Raw genomic sequence first — 18,203 nt, 5'->3', positions numbered from 1 at the left:
ATCTGCGCAGATCCCTGTAGGAGTGAGCCTGCTCGCGATGGCGGTGGGTCAGCTGAGCAAATGTTGGCTGATACGCCGCCATCGCGAGCAGGCTCACTCCTACAGGGGATTATGCGATCAACTGGCGAACCGTGAGCAGCAGGAGAAAATGCGCGGGATACAGGGCGTAGGCCCAGCGCCGCATTGGTGGCGGCTGGAGATGTCGCGCATGTCGCAACAGGAACATTCCGAGCATTGGCGCAAATAGGCACGTCGCAATACCGAGAATGGCGACGCTGCTACCGAACCTTGCCGAGTCGTAAAGCACTTGCCACTGATTCGCTGCGAGGCATATCAAACCCGGCAGCAAGCTGAAGTACCAAGGGCGGCGAAACATCAACAGCATCGCCAACGGGAGCAGAACCCCGAAGAAGCCGAACATCAGTCGTTCCGGGAAAACTATCGCCAGCACCAGCGCAGCAACGCCCAGCAATCGCGACGTGATCGAGGGATCCTGCCAACCCCGCGCCACCAACAACCCCAGCGCCAGCGTTGGCATCACATTCAACGTATCCGGCTCTGGAATGTACAACCGATACGGTATTTCGCTCACCGCACTGAACAGCAACAACCAGCCCAGATAGCGCCATTCCATCCTCCGCGAACCATCGCGCGACAGGTTCGCCGCCATCGCCAGACAAAACCACGGAAACGCCAACCGCCCCGGCACATACAGCCAATCGGCGGAGAACCCGACATATCGCAGGTGATCGAACAACATGCTCAACAGCGCCAGCCACTTGAGCAGATCCAGCGCGCCGTCACGTTTTCTCAGGTGCATAATCGGCCTGCGTCCATGTACTGTTCTGCCAGCGACATCCCGTGTGCTCCCCGGAAGATCTTCGGTAAAGTGCGCACCATCATTGACCACGAGCCTTCACAAGAGTCTCGACCACGGAAGCCGGCCATGACCGACAAGAGCCAACAATTCGCCAGCGACAACTATTCCGGAATCTGCCCTGAAGCCTGGGCCGCGATGGAGCAGGCCAACCACGGCCATCAGCGCGCGTATGGCGACGATGAATGGACCGCGCGCGCGGCCGATCATTTCCGCAAACTGTTCGAAACCGACTGCGAAGTGTTCTTCGCCTTCAACGGCACCGCCGCCAACTCGCTGGCCCTGTCGTCGCTGTGCCAGAGTTACCACAGCGTGATCTGCTCGGAAACCGCCCACGTCGAAACCGACGAATGCGGCGCCCCGGAATTCTTCTCCAACGGCTCGAAACTGCTGATCGCCGGCACTGAAAACGGCAAGATCACCCCGCAATCGATCCGCGAAGTCGCGCTCAAGCGTCAGGACATTCACTACCCGAAACCGCGCGTGGTCACCCTGACCCAGGCCACCGAAGTCGGCAGCGTCTACACCCCGGAAGAAGTCCGCGCCATCAGCGCCACCTGCAAAGAGCTGGGCCTGCACCTGCACATGGACGGCGCGCGCTTCTCCAACGCCTGCGCATTCCTCGGTTGCTCGCCAGCGGATCTGACCTGGAAGGCCGGCGTCGACGTGCTGTGCTTCGGCGGCACCAAGAACGGCATGGCCGTGGGTGAGGCGATCCTGTTCTTCAACCACAAACTGGCGGAAGACTTCGACTATCGCTGCAAGCAGGCCGGTCAGTTGGCGTCGAAAATGCGCTTCCTCTCGGCACCGTGGGTCGGCATCCTCGAAAACGACGCCTGGCTCAAATACGCCCGCCACGCCAACCACTGCGCGCAACTGCTGGCAGAACTGGTCAGCGACATTCCCGGCGTCGAACTGATGTTCCCGGTGCAGGCCAACGGCGTGTTCCTGCAACTCTCGGAACCGGCCATCGCCGCCCTGACCGCGAAGAACTGGCGCTTCTACACCTTCATCGGCAAGGGCGGCGCACGCTTCATGTGCTCGTGGGACACCGAAGAAGAACGCGTCCGCGAACTGGCCCGCGACATCCGCGAAGTCATGTCCGCCTGACCTGACGCTACACCCTCCCCCTGTAGGAGCTGCCGAAGGCCGCGATCTTCTGATCTTAAAAAACAAAATCAAAAGATCGCAGCCTTCGGCAGCTCCTACACAGGTTGTGCTTCTGCTTGGTCTACATTGTCTGTCGAGCCCTCTGCTCACATAACAATAAGCAGGAGCATCGACATGTCGTTACAAGGCAAAACCCTGTTCATCACCGGCGCCAGCCGTGGCATTGGTCGTGAGATTGCGCTGCGGGCCGCCAGAGACGGGGCCAATATCGTGATTGCGGCGAAGAGCGCCGAACCCCACGCCAAGTTGCCCGGGACCATTCACAGCGTCGCGGCGGAAGTCGAGGCGGCGGGCGGCAAGGCTCTGGCCCTGCAAGTGGATGTGCGTGATGAAGAGGCTGTGCGCAAAGCGCTTGCGCAGGCCAATGAGCACTTCGGCGGCATCGATGCACTGGTGAACAACGCCGGGGCGATCAAGCTCACCGGTGTGCAACACATCGAACTCAAGCGGTTCGACCTGATGCACCAGATCAACACCCGGGCGGTGTTGCTGTGCAGCCAGGCCGCCCTGCCCTATCTGAAGAAGTCCGCCGGGCACATTCTCAACCTGTCGCCACCGCTGAATCTGGCGAGCAAGTGGTTTGCACAGTTCAGCCCTTACACCGTGACCAAGTACGGCATGAGCATGCTGACGCTGGGGATGAGTGAGGAGTTTGCCGGTTACGGCATCAGCGTCAATTCGCTATGGCCGCAGACGATGATTGCTACAGCGGCGATCGAGTTTCAGTTGGGGAATCGGGAGTCGTTCAAACAGGCGCGCCTGCCTTCGATCATGGCGGATGCGGCGCATGTGATTCTGGAAAGTAGTGGACGGCAGATTACCGGGCGGTTGTTGATTGATGAGGAGATTTTGCGGGAGAGCGGTGTAAGCGAGTTCGAGCATTACCGGTTTGAACCGGAGAGTAATGCGGCGTTGATGACGGATTTGTTTATCGACTGAAAAGCCCCTCACCCTAGCCCTCTCCCAGAGGGAGAGGGGACTGATTGGGGGATATTTGAGAATTACGCCGACGTGCAACTGCTCTACCGAATCCATAATCGATAAGGTCGTTCAGGTCGATGCAGGACGCCAGACACCTCGGTCGGCTCCCTCTCCCACTGGGAGAGGGCTGGGGTGAGGGGTAAGCCGAACGCATAAAATCGCCCAGTCAGAAATCGATTCGGACGTCGCCTTTAGGCACACTGCAGCACGACAAGATAAACCCTTCAGCCTCATCGTCCTCGGTAATCCCGCCGTTGTGCTCCATCTCCACCTCGCCGCCCAGCTTGAGCACCTTGCACGTCCCGCAAATCCCCATCCCGCACGCCTTCGGAATCATCAAGCCCAGCTTGGCCGCCGCCGCATGCACCGTCTCGCCCGGTGCCACACGAATGCTCTTGCCGGACGAGGTGAATTCGACCTGATGCAGATCCGCCGCATCGATTTCCGGTGCATCCGCAGCCTGCTCGGCTTGCTCCACCGCATCAGCACGGGCTTCCGGTGGCGTGGCGCCGAAGGATTCCTCGTGATAACGCGACATGTCGTAACCGGCCACTTCCAGCAACCGCTTAACCGCATTCATGTAAGGCGTCGGCCCGCAGCAGAACACTTCGCGCTCAAGGAAGTCCGGCACCATCAATTCCAACATCTTGTGGTTCAGGTAACCGCGATAACCGGCCCACGGTTCACCCAAGCCATGCTTCTCACAAATCAGGTGCAGACTGAAGTTGTCGATCCGCGACGCCATGTGCTCCAGCTCGCGGTGGTAAATGATGTCTTTCGGTGAGCGCGCGCTGTGGATAAAGGTCATGTCGACGTTGGCGTTGGTGTCGTAGAACCAGCGCGCCATCGACATGCACGGCGTGATACCGACGCCGCCACTGAGATACAGCACTTTCGGGCTCGGGAAGTCGATGGCATTGAACAGCCCGACCGGCCCGTGCACCGCCAGCTCCTGCCCCTCATGAAGTGTGTCGTGCAGCCAGTTGGAAACCCTGCCGCCCGGCACGCGCTTGATCGTCACCGAAAAGCTGTACGGCACCGACGGCGAGCTGGAGATGGTGTACGAACGCATGATCGGCTGGCCTTCGATTTCCAGCTCCAGGGTCACGAACTGCCCGGGCTTGAAGAAGAACAGGATCGGCTGGTCAGCCATGAAGCAGAAGGTGCGCACGTCCCAGGTTTCCTGGATGACTTTGACGCAACGGACGATGTGTCGGCCATTGGCCCAGGTCTGGGTGGTGACCGGATTCAGGAAGCTGTTGGACATGCTGTTCTCCACGGCCGACTGTCGGCCTCATGTCGGCGATTCTGCGTATAGCGCGAACCGCCCGTTTACCTATCCGCGACATCGGCATACTTATCGCGACCAGCCCCCAACCACCGGGGGTTGCGCGTCGGGAACAGATTGCACCATGTCGCCCATGGATAAGGTTGCGCCCTGCGCCGGGCCCACACTCGCCCCAACACCAAGACAGCTTCTTTACACCTTGCGTAGCAACCGTTAGCAGCACACCTGATCAGCCACTTTCGCCGGCCACGCAGATGGCCATGAGGATCACATCGATGGACGTCACCGCAAAAATCAGCCTGGGCGATCCGCTGGAACCCGCACGCAAGGCCACCGCACAAATGCTGCAAGAGCGCGAGCGCACCTTTTCGCTGCCGCAACCGTTCTACAGCGATGAACGGCTGTTCGATATCGACATGCAGGAGATCTTCCAGAAAGAGTGGTTGATCGCCGGCATGACCTGCGAGATCCCGGCCAAGGGCAACTACCTGACCCTGCAGATCGGCAAGAATCCGATCATCGTCATCCGTGGCGCCGAAGGCGTGGTGCATGCCTTCCACAACGTCTGCCGCCACCGTGGCTCGCGTCTGTGCACCAGTGAAAAAGGCAAGGTCGCCAAATTGGTCTGCCACTACCACCAGTGGACCTATGAGCTGGACGGGCGTCTGCTGTTCGCCGGCACCGAAATGGGCGCCGACTTCGACATGAAGCAGTACGGCCTCAAACCGGTGAACGTGAAGACGGCCGGCGGTTACATCTTCATCAGCCTGGCCGAGAACCCGCCGGCCATCGATGACTTCCTGTCGACGCTGAACCATTACATGGAACCGTACGACATGGAGAACACCAAGGTGGCGATTCAAACCACCTTGTTCGAAAAGGCCAACTGGAAACTGGTGCTGGAAAACAACCGCGAGTGCTACCACTGCAACGCGTCGCACCCGGAACTGCTGAAAACCCTGCTGGAATGGGACGACGTCACCGACCCGCGCGCCGATCAGGCGTTCAAGGATCACGTCGCTGCCTCCGCCGCGGCCTGGGAAGCCGAGAAGATCCCTTACGCCCACGCCAGCTTCGGCCTGCGCAACCGCATAGTGCGCATGCCGCTGCTCAAGGGCACCGTGTCGATGACCCTCGACGGCAAACAGGGCTGCGCGAAACTGATGGGCCGGATCAAGAACCCGGATCTGGGTTCGATGCGCATCCTGCACCTGCCGCACTCGTGGAACCACTGCATGGGCGACCACATCATCGTCTTCACCGTGTGGCCGATCAGCGCGCAGGAAACCATGGTCACCACCAAGTGGATCGTGCACAAGGATGCGGTTGAAGGTGTTGATTACGACGTCGAGCGTATGCGTCAGGTGTGGGATGCGACCAACGATCAGGACCGGCGTCTGGCGGAAGAGAACCAGCGCGGGATCAATTCGACGGCTTATCAGCCTGGGCCGTATTCGAAGACCTATGAGTTTGGCGTGGTCAACTTCGTCGACTGGTACAGCGAGCGCCTGCTGAACAACCTCGGCGCCGAGCCTGCGCCATACCTCAAAGGCGTCCCGGTTCAGGGCTAAAAGCAAAAGCTTCGCGAGCAGGCTCGCTCCCACAGGTGGAATGCATTCCAAATGTGGGAGCGAGCCTGCTCGCGAAGGCGTCATGAAAGTCATTACATCTCTGAAACCAGATTGCACAATTTTTGACCAACCACCCCACACCCTATACCCACCAAGCCCCCCAGCCTTCCGCAAACAAGTTATCCACACACCCACCCACAGCAAATGGGGGTAACTGTGGATGAACGAAAAAATAACTGACTGATTTGTGAAGAAAAATCGTGACTTATCCAGAAGCACGGTTTGCAAGACGCACTGGTTAATTTTTGATCATATTCATGGAGGCCACGTCCTGCATGGCCTGTAGAGGATGGCGAACACGTTATCCACAGAAGCGCCAACAGAGTTCGGGGGTAACTTTGCCTTGTCTGTGGAAAAGCGTTGGAGGCTGTGTGAAATCGGGGTTTTGCGCGGGAATTAAGTCCGGAAACTTACGAATTGACTGTTTTTTGATCACCCCTTCGAAAGCCACGGTTTGTATGGGCTTCAGCGGATAGCGAACATCTTATCCACAGAAGCGCCAACAGAGATTGGGGGCAACTTTCCAAGTTATCCTGGCGAAAAAGCCCTGAAAATCCGTGACTTAGGCTGGTTGTTTTTTGATCGGAGGGCTGTAGGGCTTGAATGGCGTGGGGTGTAGAGAGGGGCGAACACGTTATCCACAGATCCGCCAACAGGGATTGTGGGTAAAAGTGCTTGCCCTCATCGGAACGCCGCCCGCCCAGCCCTCTCCCGGAGGGAGAGGGCTAGGGTGAGGGCCTTTTCAGCGGACGACGCCTTCTTCAATCAGCAATTTGAGAATCGCTTCAGCCCCGGCCTGTGCGGTAACGCCCTTGAGCACCTGCCCCCCGCCACCACTGGCCTTGGCCGTCGCGGCCTTCATCCGGTCCGCCCCGCTTTTGGCCTTGATCACCTTCAAGCGTTTCGGCCGTGGCTTGGCCGCTTGCAAAGTGGCAACCGCGAGCAACTCATCGTCCACCACTTCGACGTCTTCAGCCTGCAAGACCCCGCGTCGCGCGGGACCATACGCACTCTGCCGAGGCTTCGGCGCAGCGTTATCCACAGTCGCCAGAAACGGCAGTTTCACCTTCAACCGGCGCCGCTGTCCGCGCGGCAAGGCTTGCAGCACCAGCGCCGAACCATCATTGATCGACTCGACCTGAGCCAGCCCGACCACCAACGGCCAGCCCAGTCCTTCGGCGAGCAAAAACGGCAACATCCCCGAACCTTCACCGGTTTCCGCCTGGCTGCCGGTCAGGACAACTTGCGCACCGGCATCGCGCAGATACGCGGTCAGCGCCGGCAGCGCATCGGCGCCTGCCGGTTGCTCCAGCACATGCATCTGCTCAAGCCCCATGCCCAGATAGGCGCGCAACGCCGGTTCTGCAACGTCACCGGCATGCAGCACTTGCAGGTTATCCCCAGCCAGTTGCAAACCCAGTTCCACGGCGCGCGCGTCCTGATCAGCGCGGCGTGGCCGCCCGGAGGTCGGGTGGGCGCCGATTGAAACCAGACTGATTACTTTCGTGTTCATAAAGTTTCCTTAAGCCGCATCGCGCTTGGCTTCGTTGCGGTAAGCCGCGACCGCTTCGATCAACGCCTGCAGAATCTCTGCGCTTTCGCCGATCACCGACAAATCGGCACGCTTGATCATGTCGCAACCCGGATCAAGGTTGATCGCCACGACCTTGTCGCAGGCACCAATACCTTGCAGGTGCTGAATCGCGCCAGAGATACCCACAGCCACATAGACCCGCGCGGTGACCCAGGTACCGGACGCGCCGACCTGACGATCACGCGCCATGAAGCCATCGTCCACTGCAACGCGGGAAGCACCTTCGGTAGCGCCGAGTGCTGCCGCCGTTTCGTGGAATAGTGCCCAGTCTTTGACTCCATTGCCGCCGGAGAAAATGAATTCGGCTTCAGCCATTGGAATCGCCGCCGGGTCGACCGCCACGGCGCCGAGATCTTCGATCCGCGAGAGACTGCGCGCCACGCTTGTGGATAACTCCACCGGCAACGCTTCGTGGCGAGTGTCGCTGACTGGTTCGGCGCATTCGGCAGCGGCCAAAATCAACCGCGCAACTGGACGGGCAAGGTCTTGCAGCCCAGCGCCAGCGCGGCCGATGCACTCCTGATCCTTGACCTGCCAGACCCGTGTCGCCGGGCGTTCGCCCAGTGCAGCGGCAAAGCGTCGACCGAGTTCACCGCCACCGCTGCGGCTGTCCGGCAGCAACCAATGACGCGGGTTGAACTGGTTATCCACAGCGCGCAAACCTTGCACCCGTTGCTCCGGTGCATAACCGCTGAATTCCTCGCCTTCGAGCACCAGCAAGCGATCGACGCCAGCGGTCGCGAAAGCGTTTTCCTTGTGCTCGCCAAAGACCACCGCCAACACCGCGCCGTCCTGGCCAGCGAGTTGATGGGCGAGCCCAAGCAAGTCGCGATCGTGGCTGCTCAAGCGACCACCGACCATGTCCGGCACCACGCTGATGTAGAACGCCGGGGCCGGCACTTGATGCAGCGGCAATTGCACTTCCACAGCCGCCGAACGTTTGACCGCCCCGCCCTGTTGCGCGCCGCTGCGGTCGATCCGTTTGATGCCGTTGGGGCCGATAAAACCGATGCCGTGCAGGTTCTTTCGGATGACGCCATTCGGCCCCATCCAGCTGTGTTGCGCCGGTTGCATGGCCGCATGCAGCGGATGCAAACGGTTACGCGCAATCCATTCGGCGCGTGGGTCGCGGCGGATAATGTCGCTCATCAGTGGGCCTCCGCAGGTTCACGTTTGGCCGGGGTGGCAGGCTTGCTCGGCGCGGCGTCTTCGAGCAGCGCGTCGGCCACCAGTTCAGCGATGTCCTTGATCAGCGGACGCGGTTCGACCACGCCTTCGAGCATCGCCGTGCACTGTGGACAACCCACGGCCACCAGTTCGGCGCCGGTCTCGCGGATGTCTTCCATGCGCATGTCGGGAATCCGTTGCTTGCCCGGAATGTCAGTGATCGGCGCGCCGCCACCACCGCCGCAGCAGCGCGAACGGAAGCCGGAACGTTGCATCTCTTTCACTTCGATACCGAGGGCACGCAGCACTTCACGCGGCGCTTCGTACTCGCCGTTGTAACGACCGAGGTAGCACGGATCGTGATAGGTCACGCTGTTGCCTTTGTGCTGACCGAGGTTCAGCGCGCCGGCCTGAATGATTTCTGCCATGTAGGTGCTGTGGTGCTGCACCAGGTAGTTGCCATCGAACGCGCCGTACTCGTTTTTCAGCACGTGGAAGCTGTGCGGATCACAAGTAACGATGCGGTTGAAGCTGTATTTGGCCAGGGTCTGGATGTTGCGTTTGGCAAGCAACTGGAAGGTCGCTTCATCGCCGAGACGCCGGGCAACATCGCCGCTGTCACGCTCTTCGAGACCGAGTACGGCAAAGTCGATTTTCGCCGCTTTCAGCACTTTGACGAAGGCGCGCAGGGTGCGCTGGTTGCGCATGTCGAACGCACCGTCGCCGACCCAGAACAGCACGTCGGTGGATTTCTTCTCGCTGAGCAGATTGAGGTTCAAGTCCGCCGCCCAGTTCATCCGCCCGCCCGGGGCGAAACCGCCGGGGTTGTCGGTGGCGATGAGGTTTTCAAGGACTTCGGCGCCCTTGTTCGGCGTCGCGCCTTTTTCCAGGGTCAAGTGCCGGCGCATGTCGACGATGGCGTCGACGTGCTCGATCATCATCGGGCATTCCTCGACGCAGGCACGGCAGGTGGTGCACGACCACAGGGTTTCGGCGTCGACCAGACCGTTAACGATCGGTTGATGTGGATTACCGCTGTGTTCGCCCACTGGTTTGCCGGGATACGGGCTGCCGGCGAACTTCGCATCGGTGCCACCGGCGAGACCGACGACCATGTCCTGAATCAGTTTCTTCGGGTTCAGCGGCTGACCGGCAGCGAACGCCGGGCACGCCGCTTCGCACTTGCCGCACTGCACGCAGGCGTCAAAGCCGAGCAACTGGTTCCAGGTGAAATCCTTGGGTTTCTCAACACCCAGCGGAGCACTCGGATCGTTCAGATCCAACGGCTTCAAACCCGTGGAACGACCACCACCAAAACGCTCCGCGCGACGGTGCCAAGCCAAATGCAAAGCACCAGCGAAGGCGTGTTTCATCGGCCCGCCCCAGGTCATGCCGAAAAACAGTTCCGACACGCCCCACAGCACACCGATCCCGAGGATGACGGCGAGCACCCAACCGCCAAAGTTCTCCGGCAGAATCCCGGCCACCGGCAAGGTCAGCAGGAAGAACGACGCCGAGAACGCCAGCAGACTTTTCGGCAGGCGCATCCACGGGCCTTTCGACAGCCGCGCCGGCGGGTTGCGCCGACGCAGATAAACGAAGATCGCGCCGACGAACATCACTGCCGTCATCAGCAGCAAGGCGTAACCGAGAATGCGGTTATGCAGGCCAAAACCGTGCACCAGCAGCGCCAGTACAATCGACGCCACCGCACCGCCGGCCGTGGCCACGTGGGTGTTGGCGATGTATTTGTCCCGCGCCACGACATGGTGCAAATCGACCATGTAGCGCTTGGGCATGGCCAACAGGCCGCCGATCAGATCGACCTTCGAGGCCCGGCCCCGACGCCACATGGCCACCCGCCGCAACGCGCCAAGGACCCCAAGGCCGATAACTGCGAACAACAGGATTGGAAGAAGGGTGTTCAACATCAGAGTCACCTCTGGCGAGGTGCAAGCTACAAGCTACAAGCTGCAAGAAAGAGCAGCAAAATCTGCCGGGCTTTTACTTGCGGCTTGAAGCTTATGGCTCGCAGCTGAGCCGTCAAAAATCCTTACAGAGCCGGAGTGCGTCATAAATGGCGGCGTGCGTGTTGCGCTGCGCCACGCAGTCGCCGATGCGGAACAGCAAGTAGCCGTCGCCCGCCTCGCTCAGCGAAGGTTGCGGCTGGATCGCAAACAACGCTTCGACGTCGATCTGGCCCTTGTTGCGCGAACCCTCTTTGAGCGCGTAATAGATTTCTTCATCCGGACGCACGCCGTTTTCCACCACCACCTGATCGACCACCCGCTCCTCTTTGGCGCCGGTGTATTCGTTCTCCAGCACCGCGACCAGTTTGTCGCCTTCGCGGTAGACCTTCTCCAGCATCATGTCGCCGGTCATGATCACTTCTTTCGGGTACATGCTGCGGTAGTAGGTCGGGAACGATGTACCGCCGATGGCCACGCCCGGCTTGATGTCGTCAGTGACGATCTCGACCTGGCTGCCCTTGTCGGCGAGGAAGTCGGCAACCGACATCCCGGTGAACTCACAAATGGTGTCGTAGACCAGCACGTTCTTGCCCGGCGCAACCTTGCCGTCGAGCACGTCCCAACTGCTGACCACCAGCCCTTCGGCGGCGCCCCAGTGTTCGTTCTGTTCCAGATACGGATGCCCGCCGACCGCCAGCACCACTACGTCCGGACGCAAGTCCATGATGGTGTCGGCATCGGCCGCCGTGCCCAGACGCAGATCGACTTTCAGTCGCGCCAGTTCCAGTTGGAACCAGCGGGTGATGCCAGCGATCTGGTCACGCTGCGGCGCTTTCGATGCGGTGGTGATCTGCCCGCCGATGAATTCCTTCTTCTCGAACAGGGTCACGTCGTGGCCACGTTCGGCGGCAACGCGGGCCGCTTCCATCCCGGCAGGGCCGGCACCGACGATCACCACTTTGCGTTTCGGCCCGGTGGATTTCTCGATGATGTGCGGCACGCCCATGTACTCACGGGACGTCGCGGCGTTCTGAATGCACAGCACGTCGAGGCCTTGATACTGACGGTCGATGCAATAGTTGGCGCCGACGCACTGCTTGATCTGGTCGATCTGGCCCATCTTGATCTTGGCGATCAGATGCGGGTCGGCGATGTGCGCGCGGGTCATGCCGACCATGTCGACGTAACCGCCTTCAAGAATGCGCGTGGCCTGGTTCGGATCCTTGATGTTCTGGGCGTGCAGCACCGGCACCTTGACCACTTCCTTGATCCCGGCGGCCAGATGCAGAAACGGCTCCGGTGGATAACTCATGTTCGGAATCACGTTGGCCAGGGTGTTGTGGGTGTCACAGCCCGAGCCGACGACGCCGATGAAATCGAGCATGCCGGTGTCGTCGTAATACTTGGCGATCTGCTTCATGTCCTCGTGGGACAAGCCGTCCGGGTGGAACTCGTCACCGCACAGACGCATGCCCACGCAGAAGTCATCACCGACCTCGGCGCGCACGGCCTTCAGCACTTCCAGACCGAACTTCATCCGGCCTTCGAAGGTGCCGCCCCATTCGTCGGTTCGCTTGTTGACGCGCGGACTCCAGAACTGGTCGATCATGTGTTGGTGCACTGCCGACAGCTCAACGCCGTCGAGGCCACCGGCCTTGGCCCGGCGTGCGGCTTGGGCGTAGTTGCCGATGACCCGCCAGATTTCTTCCGGCTCGATGGTTTTGCAGGTGGCGCGGTGCACCGGTTCACGGATGCCCGACGGCGACATCAGGGTCGGCCAGTTGAAGCCGTCCCAGCGCGAGCGGCGGCCCATGTGGGTAATCTGAATCATGATCTTGGCGCCATGCTTGTGCATGGCGTCGGCCAGATTCTGGAAATGCGGAATGATCCGGTCGGTCGACAGGTTGACCGAGCTCCACCATTCCTGCGGGCTGTCGATGGCGACCACGGAGGAGCCGCCACAGATCGCCAGGCCGATGCCGCCCTTGGCTTTCTCTTCGTAATACTTGACGTAGCGGTCGGTGGTCATGCCACCGTCCGTCGCGTAGACCTCAGCGTGCGCGGTGCTGAGCACGCGGTTGCGGATGGTCAGTTTGCCGATCTGGATCGGCTGGAACATTGCTTCGAAAGCCATGGCGGGTTCCTCGACTTACAACGGCTTGACGGTGAACAGGCCGTCGTCGTGGCCTTCTTCGGAGCCACCGTAGACTTGCTCGGCGACGGTGCGAATCTTGCTGCCGCGTGCTTCAAGAATCTGATCCATGGCCCCGGCAAACCAACCGGTGAACATGTAGTCGACCTTGCGCCCGACCTTGCCGTACACATAGACGAATGCCGAGTGTTCGAGCTTGACGCTGGCGGTGCCTTTGTCGAGGTCGATGTCCTGGATCTTGAACAGGCCCCAGCCGCGTTGCGACAGGCGCTTCATGTAGTGCTCGAACACCGCGACGCCTTCCAGGCCGTGGCATTCAGCTTCTTTTTCGCACCAGTGCCAGGCGGATTTGTAGCCCGCCTTGTAGAGGATCTCGGCGTAGGCGTCAGCGCCCAAAACCTCCTCGATACCCATATGATTGTTGACGAAGAAGTGACGCGGCACGTAGAGCATGGGCAGGGCGTCAGAGGTCCAGACACCGGTCTCGCTGTCGACTTCGATTGGCAATTGCGGGGCGATCTTGGCCATGGAAACTTAACTCCAGAAAAAATAGTGGATTCAGTGGTGACCGCTGCCCTCACCCCGGCCCTCTCCCACAGGAGAGGGGGCAGTTCGGCGGCGGTCTTGAGTCAGCGTTATTCGCCCCAGACGTCTTTGAGGACGTTGACCCAGTTCTCGCCCATGATCTTGCGCACCACGCGCTCGGGATGGCCGCGTTTGAGCAGGGTTTCGGTCAGGTTCGGGAACTCGCCGACGGTGCGGATGCCCAGCGGGTTGATGATCTTGCCGAAGCTGGTCAGACGGCGGGCGTAGCCCTTGTCGTGGGTCAGGTATTCGAAGAAGTCCTGGCCATGGCCTTGGGTGAAGTCGGTGCCGATGCCGATGGCGTCTTCGCCGACGATGTTCATGGTGTATTCGATCGCCTCGGCGTAATCGTCGATGGTCGAATCGATGCCCTTGGCGAGGAACGGCGCGAACATGGTCACGCCGACGAAACCGCCGTGGTCGGCAATGAACTTCAGCTCTTCATCGGACTTGTTGCGCGGGTGCTCTTTGAGACCCGACGGCAGGCAGTGGGAATAGCAGACCGGTTTTTTCGATTCGAGGATGACTTCTTCGGAAGTCTTGGAACCGACGTGGGACAGGTCGCACATGACGCCAACGCGGTTCATCTCGGCGACGATTTCGCGACCGAAACCCGACAGGCCGCCGTCCCGCTCGTAGCAACCGGTGCCGACCAGGTTCTGGGTGTTGTAGCACATCTGCACGATGCCGACGCCGAGCTGCTTGAACACCTCGACGTAGCCGATCTGGTCTTCAAACGCGTGGGCATTCTGGAAGCCGAAGAGGATGCCGGTCTTGCCTTGTTCCTTGGCACGACGAATGTCGGCGGTGGTGCGCACCGGCATCACCAGGTCGCTGTTTTCGCGGATCAGCTTCTGGCTGGCAGCAATATTGTTCACGGTCGCCTGAAAGCCTTCCCACACCGACACAGTGCAGTTGGCCGCCGTCAGACCGCCCTTGCGCATGTCTTCGAACAGCTCACGGTTCCATTTGGCAATGATCAGACCGTCGATAACGATGCTGTCGGCGTGTAATTCGGCTGGGCTCATCAGGCGTCCCCTTATTGGCGATTCATGCGCCGAATCGTCTGCCGGCGCTTTGGGGCCAGCATATGCCTCGGTGCCCGGGCGACCGGGTGCAAAAACGACAGGGGAATTGCCGAAAGCGTCAATCCGCGACAAAGGGTCGCCAGACGCTCCGATCAGCTACCTGTTCAAGCCCGCAAGCTTGAGCCAGAATCTCCGGCATCTTGGAAACACCACTGGATTAGAGCGGCGACAACAATGAAATCGATCTTCCTGGCTTTGGCTTTGCTTGCGACCGGCGTACACGCCGCCGAAGAATCCGACAACAACCCGTGCGACGCCGTCGAAAACGACGTCCAGACCCTGGAATGCTCGACCTACAGCCGCACCACCGCCGAAGACCTGCTCAAGGACAACTACGCCAGCCTGACCGAACGCATGCAGACCGCGTACGGCAAAAACGCGACGCAACTGGCGGACATCACTGCCAAGATGAAGACGGCTCAGCAGCAGTGGTTAAAGACCCGGGATGCGGATTGCGCGGTGGAAGCGTTTCCGGCGACGGCGGGGAGCAAGGCGTTCACGATTGCGCAGAATGATTGCGTGGCGCGGATGAGTGATGAGCGGTCGGAGTTTTTGGAGTCGATTGGGCAGGAGTGATCCTGACCACTCGTAACATGCCGTCAAACTTGTTGATTGGCATTGGGAGAAATATAAGCAAAGATCCTGAAATCTTATAAAAGACTTATATTTCTCCGAATATGAAGTTACCCACAGATATCCAAATCATCAACGACGCCGAGGGCAAACCGGCCTTCGTGGTCATTCCCTATGCGCAATATGTCGCGCAGAAAATGCAGCCCGATCTGATTCCCCATGAAGTGGTCAGTCGGATGGTCGACGGAGCGACACCGATCCGTGCCTGGCGCGAATACCTCAACCTGACTCAGGAAGAAGTCGCTAAACGCATGGGTATTTCGCAACCGGCGTTTGCCCAGCAGGAAACAGTCGCCAAGCCACGCAAGGCCACTCGCGAGAAAATTGCGTCGGCGTTCGGCATCACCACCAATCAGCTTGAGCTGTAAGCTGCCCTCTTCACTTCAAGGAATTCCCCATGAACATCTGCGGCATCGAAATCAAAGGCAGCGAAGCGATCATCGCCGTGGCCGCTCTCGACGGTTCGACCCTGAGCCACATTCCCCTTGCCACCAAGAAGATCGCCCTCGAAGACGATGACGAAGCGGCAAACGTTAAGCTCTTTGCGGCGCAGGTGGCGTCGTTTGTGCGGGAGAATTCGGTTGACCGGATTGCGATCAAGAAACGCAGCAAGAAGGGTGAGTTTGCCGGTGGGCCGACGACGTTCAAGATTGAAGGGATTTTGCAGCTGCTGGATGGGTGTGAGGTGACATTGTTGTCGCCGCAGACGATCAATGCGCAGGCGAAGAAGCATAATTTTGAACTGCCGGGGACGTTGAACAAGTATCAGCATGAGGCTTATAAGGCGGCGTGTTCGGCGCTGCTGAAGAAGTAACCCGATCAAACTGTAGGAGTGAGCCTGCTCGCGATGACGAAGTGTCAGTCGACATCAGTGTTGTCTGACTTACCGCTATCGCGAGCAGGCTCACTCCTACAGGGGTTTTGGGTGCATCCAATTCAGGCCTGTGCGGTACGGCGGTCTTCGCGCGGGCAGCGGGCGAAGCGTGCGCGGTAGCTGCGGGTGAAATACGACGGTGATTCGAAGCCGCAGGCGATGCTGACTTCGAGCACGCTCATGTCAGTCTGGCGCAGCAGCTGTCGGGCCTTTTCCAGCCTTAGCCGCAGATAGAAATTGCTCGGTGTGTCGTTCAGATGCAGCCGAAACAAGCGCTCCAGTTGCCGTCGCGTGACCTTGATCGATTCCGCCAATTGCAGCGTGGTCAGCGGCGGTTCGCTGTGCTGCTCCATCTCGCCGATCACCTGCACCAGTTTCTTGTTGTTGATCCCGTAACGCGTAGCAACTTCCATACGCTGGTGGTCTTTGCGCGGGCGAATCCTCCCCAGCACAAACTGCTCACTGACCTGAATCGCCAGCTGCGGCCCATGGGCCTGAGCGATCAAATCGAGCATTAAATCAATGGAAGCGGTGCCACCCGCCGAGGTGATCCGTCGACGGTCGATCTCGAACAATTCCTGGGTCACGCTGAGCTGTGGATAAGATTCCTTGAAGGCATCGATCGCTTCCCAGTGCAGGGTCAGGCGATGGCCCTCAAGCAACCCGGCTTCGGCAAGGACAAAGCTGCCCGTGTCAATGGCGCCCAGCGTCACGCCATCGTTATCCAGCCGCCGCAGCCAATGTTCCAGCACCGGCGTGGCAAATTTCAGCGGCTCAAACCCGGCCACCACCAATAACGTCGCGCCTTTTTTCAGCGGCTCCAGCGCTGCATCGGCGTTGACCGACATGCCATTGCTCGCCAGCACCGCCCCGCCATCAGCGCTCAACACGTGCCAGCGATACAACTCGCCACGAAAGCGGTTGGCCACGCGCAGCGGTTCGATCGCGGAGATAAAGCCAATGGCGGAGAACCCCGGCATCAGCAAGAAATAGAAATCCTGGGACATAGGCGCACTCGATTCGCGGGTAACGAGAGGGAGGGGAGCGTGGCTCGTTGATACGCCGATTGTCGTCAGCGTTCAAGCGCACAGGTCGCTACAGTGCAAATGCCAGTCGCCGCAGTGCGTTTTCACAGGCGCATAGCTGCGTAACTTGGCATCACCGGCGCATCAGACGCCGGGAACCACAATAAACCACCTGCCGAGGAACCCGACATGAAACGACTGATCAGCAGCTGTGTTCTTGCACTCAGCGGTACCGCTTTCTTGAGCGCCAGCGTCATGGCGGCCGAACCCGCCTCGTGCCAGAACGTGCGCATGGGCGTGGTCAACTGGACCGACGTGATCGCCACCAGTGCCATGACCCAGGTCCTGCTCGACGGCCTCGGCTACAACACCAAACAAACCAGTGCGTCCCAGCAAATCATCTTCGCCGGGATCCGCGATCAGCGCCTGGACCTGTTCCTCGGTTACTGGAACCCGCTGATGACCCAGACCATCACCCCGTTCGTCGACGCCAATCAGGTCAAAGTCCTCGAAGCGCCGAGCCTGAAAGACGCCCGCGCGACCCTCGCGGTGCCGACTTATCTGGCCGACAAGGGCCTGAAAACCTTCGCCGACATCGCCAGGTTTGAAAAAGAACTGGGCGGCAAGATCTACGGCATCGAACCGGGCTCGGGCGCCAACACGCAGATCAAGGCAATGATCACCAAGAACCAGTTCGGCCTCGGCAAGTTCCAGCTGGTCGAGTCCAGCGAAGCCGGCATGCTCGCCGCCGTCGACCGCGCCGTGCGCCGCAAGGAAGCCGTGGTGTTCTTCGGTTGGGCGCCGCACCCGATGAACGTCAACGTGCAGATGACTTACCTGACCGGCAGCGACGATGCCCTTGGTCCGAACGAAGGCATGGCCACCGTGTGGACGGTGACCGCGCCGAAATACGCTGAGCAGTGCCCGAACATTGGTCGCTTGCTGACCAACCTGACGTTCACCGCCGAAGACGAGAGCCGGATGATGCAGCCGCTGCTCGACCACAAGGACGCCTTCGAATCGGCCAAGCAATGGCTCAAGGATCACCCCGAAGACAAGCAGCGCTGGCTGGAAGGTGTGACCACGTTCGATGGCAAACCGGCGGCTGAAAACCTCCAGCTGACCAGCAAATAACACTCTCATTTAAAAGCCCCTCTCCCAAGGGGAG

At 60.0% G+C, this 18,203-nt stretch carries 16 protein-coding genes; 7 read left to right on the top strand and 9 right to left on the bottom strand.

The window, feature by feature from the left end; genetic code table 11:
* Nucleotides 1-109: 109 nt before the first annotated feature.
* On the bottom strand, nucleotides 110-820 hold the full coding sequence (locus ACI514_RS27885) for a TraX family protein (RefSeq protein ID WP_405122745.1): 711 nt from the start codon (nucleotides 818-820) through the stop codon (nucleotides 110-112).
* 126 nt (nucleotides 821-946) lie between these two features.
* On the opposite strand from ACI514_RS27885, the gene ACI514_RS27880 reads away from it, so the two are divergent.
* Both ACI514_RS27880 and ACI514_RS27875 read left to right on the top strand, forming a co-directional pair.
* The gene (locus ACI514_RS27880) at nucleotides 947-1,987 is read left to right on the top strand and encodes a low specificity L-threonine aldolase (RefSeq protein WP_016772826.1); all 1,041 of its coding nucleotides are present in this window, start codon (nucleotides 947-949) and stop codon (nucleotides 1,985-1,987) included.
* A 174-nt stretch (nucleotides 1,988-2,161) separates the two neighbouring features.
* Nucleotides 2,162-2,986 (top strand): SDR family oxidoreductase, encoded by an 825-nt coding sequence (locus tag ACI514_RS27875; protein ID WP_405122744.1) that lies wholly within the window; start codon nucleotides 2,162-2,164, stop codon nucleotides 2,984-2,986.
* A 208-nt stretch (nucleotides 2,987-3,194) separates the two neighbouring features.
* Here ACI514_RS27875 and gbcB read toward each other — a convergent pair whose 3' ends face one another.
* Nucleotides 3,195-4,295, bottom strand: coding sequence for a glycine-betaine demethylase subunit GbcB (gene gbcB, locus ACI514_RS27870; protein WP_160059702.1), 1,101 nt, complete (start codon nucleotides 4,293-4,295; stop codon nucleotides 3,195-3,197).
* A gap of 296 nt (nucleotides 4,296-4,591) precedes the next feature.
* Between gbcB and gbcA the strand changes: the two genes are divergently transcribed.
* Entirely contained in the window at nucleotides 4,592-5,887 is a 1,296-nt protein-coding gene (gene gbcA, locus ACI514_RS27865) for a glycine-betaine demethylase subunit GbcA (RefSeq protein ID WP_016986282.1), read from the top strand.
* Between the two features lie 802 nt (nucleotides 5,888-6,689).
* On the opposite strand, the gene ACI514_RS27860 is transcribed toward gbcA, so the two are convergent.
* From ACI514_RS27860 to ACI514_RS27835, 6 genes are all read right to left on the bottom strand, one after another.
* Nucleotides 6,690-7,460, bottom strand: coding sequence for an electron transfer flavoprotein subunit beta (locus ACI514_RS27860; RefSeq protein ID WP_077574827.1), 771 nt, complete (start codon nucleotides 7,458-7,460; stop codon nucleotides 6,690-6,692).
* A 9-nt stretch (nucleotides 7,461-7,469) separates the two neighbouring features.
* The gene (locus ACI514_RS27855) at nucleotides 7,470-8,690 is read right to left on the bottom strand and encodes an electron transfer flavoprotein subunit alpha/FixB family protein (protein WP_405122743.1); all 1,221 of its coding nucleotides are present in this window, start codon (nucleotides 8,688-8,690) and stop codon (nucleotides 7,470-7,472) included.
* The gene (dgcB, locus tag ACI514_RS27850; protein WP_405122742.1) at nucleotides 8,690-10,639 is read right to left on the bottom strand and encodes a dimethylglycine demethylation protein DgcB; all 1,950 of its coding nucleotides are present in this window, start codon (nucleotides 10,637-10,639) and stop codon (nucleotides 8,690-8,692) included. The genes ACI514_RS27855 and dgcB overlap by 1 nt, the downstream gene beginning before the upstream one ends.
* 112 nt (nucleotides 10,640-10,751) lie before the next feature.
* The gene (gene dgcA / locus ACI514_RS27845) at nucleotides 10,752-12,812 is read right to left on the bottom strand and encodes a dimethylglycine demethylation protein DgcA (RefSeq protein ID WP_016983627.1); all 2,061 of its coding nucleotides are present in this window, start codon (nucleotides 12,810-12,812) and stop codon (nucleotides 10,752-10,754) included.
* A gap of 15 nt (nucleotides 12,813-12,827) precedes the next feature.
* Nucleotides 12,828-13,358 carry a DUF5943 domain-containing protein gene (locus ACI514_RS27840; protein WP_005792152.1) on the bottom strand — a complete coding sequence of 177 codons (531 nt, stop codon included), beginning with the start codon at nucleotides 13,356-13,358 and terminating at the stop codon, nucleotides 12,828-12,830.
* A 107-nt stretch (nucleotides 13,359-13,465) separates the two neighbouring features.
* A complete protein-coding gene (locus ACI514_RS27835; RefSeq protein WP_160059705.1) occupies nucleotides 13,466-14,443 on the bottom strand; it encodes a dipeptidase in 978 nt (325 codons plus the stop codon).
* Nucleotides 14,444-14,677: 234 nt separating this feature from the next.
* On the opposite strand from ACI514_RS27835, the gene ACI514_RS27830 reads away from it, so the two are divergent.
* The 3 genes from ACI514_RS27830 (at nucleotide 14,678) to ACI514_RS27820 (ending at nucleotide 15,950) form a co-directional block, all read left to right on the top strand.
* Nucleotides 14,678-15,079: a lysozyme inhibitor LprI family protein gene (locus ACI514_RS27830; RefSeq protein ID WP_223027360.1), complete on the top strand. Its 402-nt coding sequence runs from the start codon at nucleotides 14,678-14,680 to the stop codon at nucleotides 15,077-15,079.
* 101 nt (nucleotides 15,080-15,180) lie between these two features.
* Nucleotides 15,181-15,504, top strand: a complete 324-nt coding sequence (locus ACI514_RS27825) for a helix-turn-helix domain-containing protein (protein WP_160059707.1) — start codon at nucleotides 15,181-15,183, stop codon at nucleotides 15,502-15,504.
* 29 nt (nucleotides 15,505-15,533) lie between these two features.
* Nucleotides 15,534-15,950 carry a DUF3010 family protein gene (locus tag ACI514_RS27820; RefSeq protein ID WP_116028358.1) on the top strand — a complete coding sequence of 139 codons (417 nt, stop codon included), beginning with the start codon at nucleotides 15,534-15,536 and terminating at the stop codon, nucleotides 15,948-15,950.
* Nucleotides 15,951-16,072: 122 nt separating this feature from the next.
* On the opposite strand, the gene ACI514_RS27815 is transcribed toward ACI514_RS27820, so the two are convergent.
* Nucleotides 16,073-17,017, bottom strand: a complete 945-nt coding sequence (locus ACI514_RS27815; RefSeq protein ID WP_160059708.1) for a GlxA family transcriptional regulator — start codon at nucleotides 17,015-17,017, stop codon at nucleotides 16,073-16,075.
* Between the two features lie 207 nt (nucleotides 17,018-17,224).
* Between ACI514_RS27815 and ACI514_RS27810 the strand changes: the two genes are divergently transcribed.
* The gene (locus ACI514_RS27810; protein ID WP_405122741.1) at nucleotides 17,225-18,169 is read left to right on the top strand and encodes a choline ABC transporter substrate-binding protein; all 945 of its coding nucleotides are present in this window, start codon (nucleotides 17,225-17,227) and stop codon (nucleotides 18,167-18,169) included.
* The last annotated feature ends 34 nt before the right edge of the window (nucleotides 18,170-18,203 follow it).

Source organism: Pseudomonas sp. M20, from assembly GCF_045037865.1.
GTDB lineage: Bacteria > Pseudomonadota > Gammaproteobacteria > Pseudomonadales > Pseudomonadaceae > Aquipseudomonas.
Note: the sequence above shows the minus strand (reverse complement) of the source record. Positions and strands in the feature narration are given on the sequence as shown.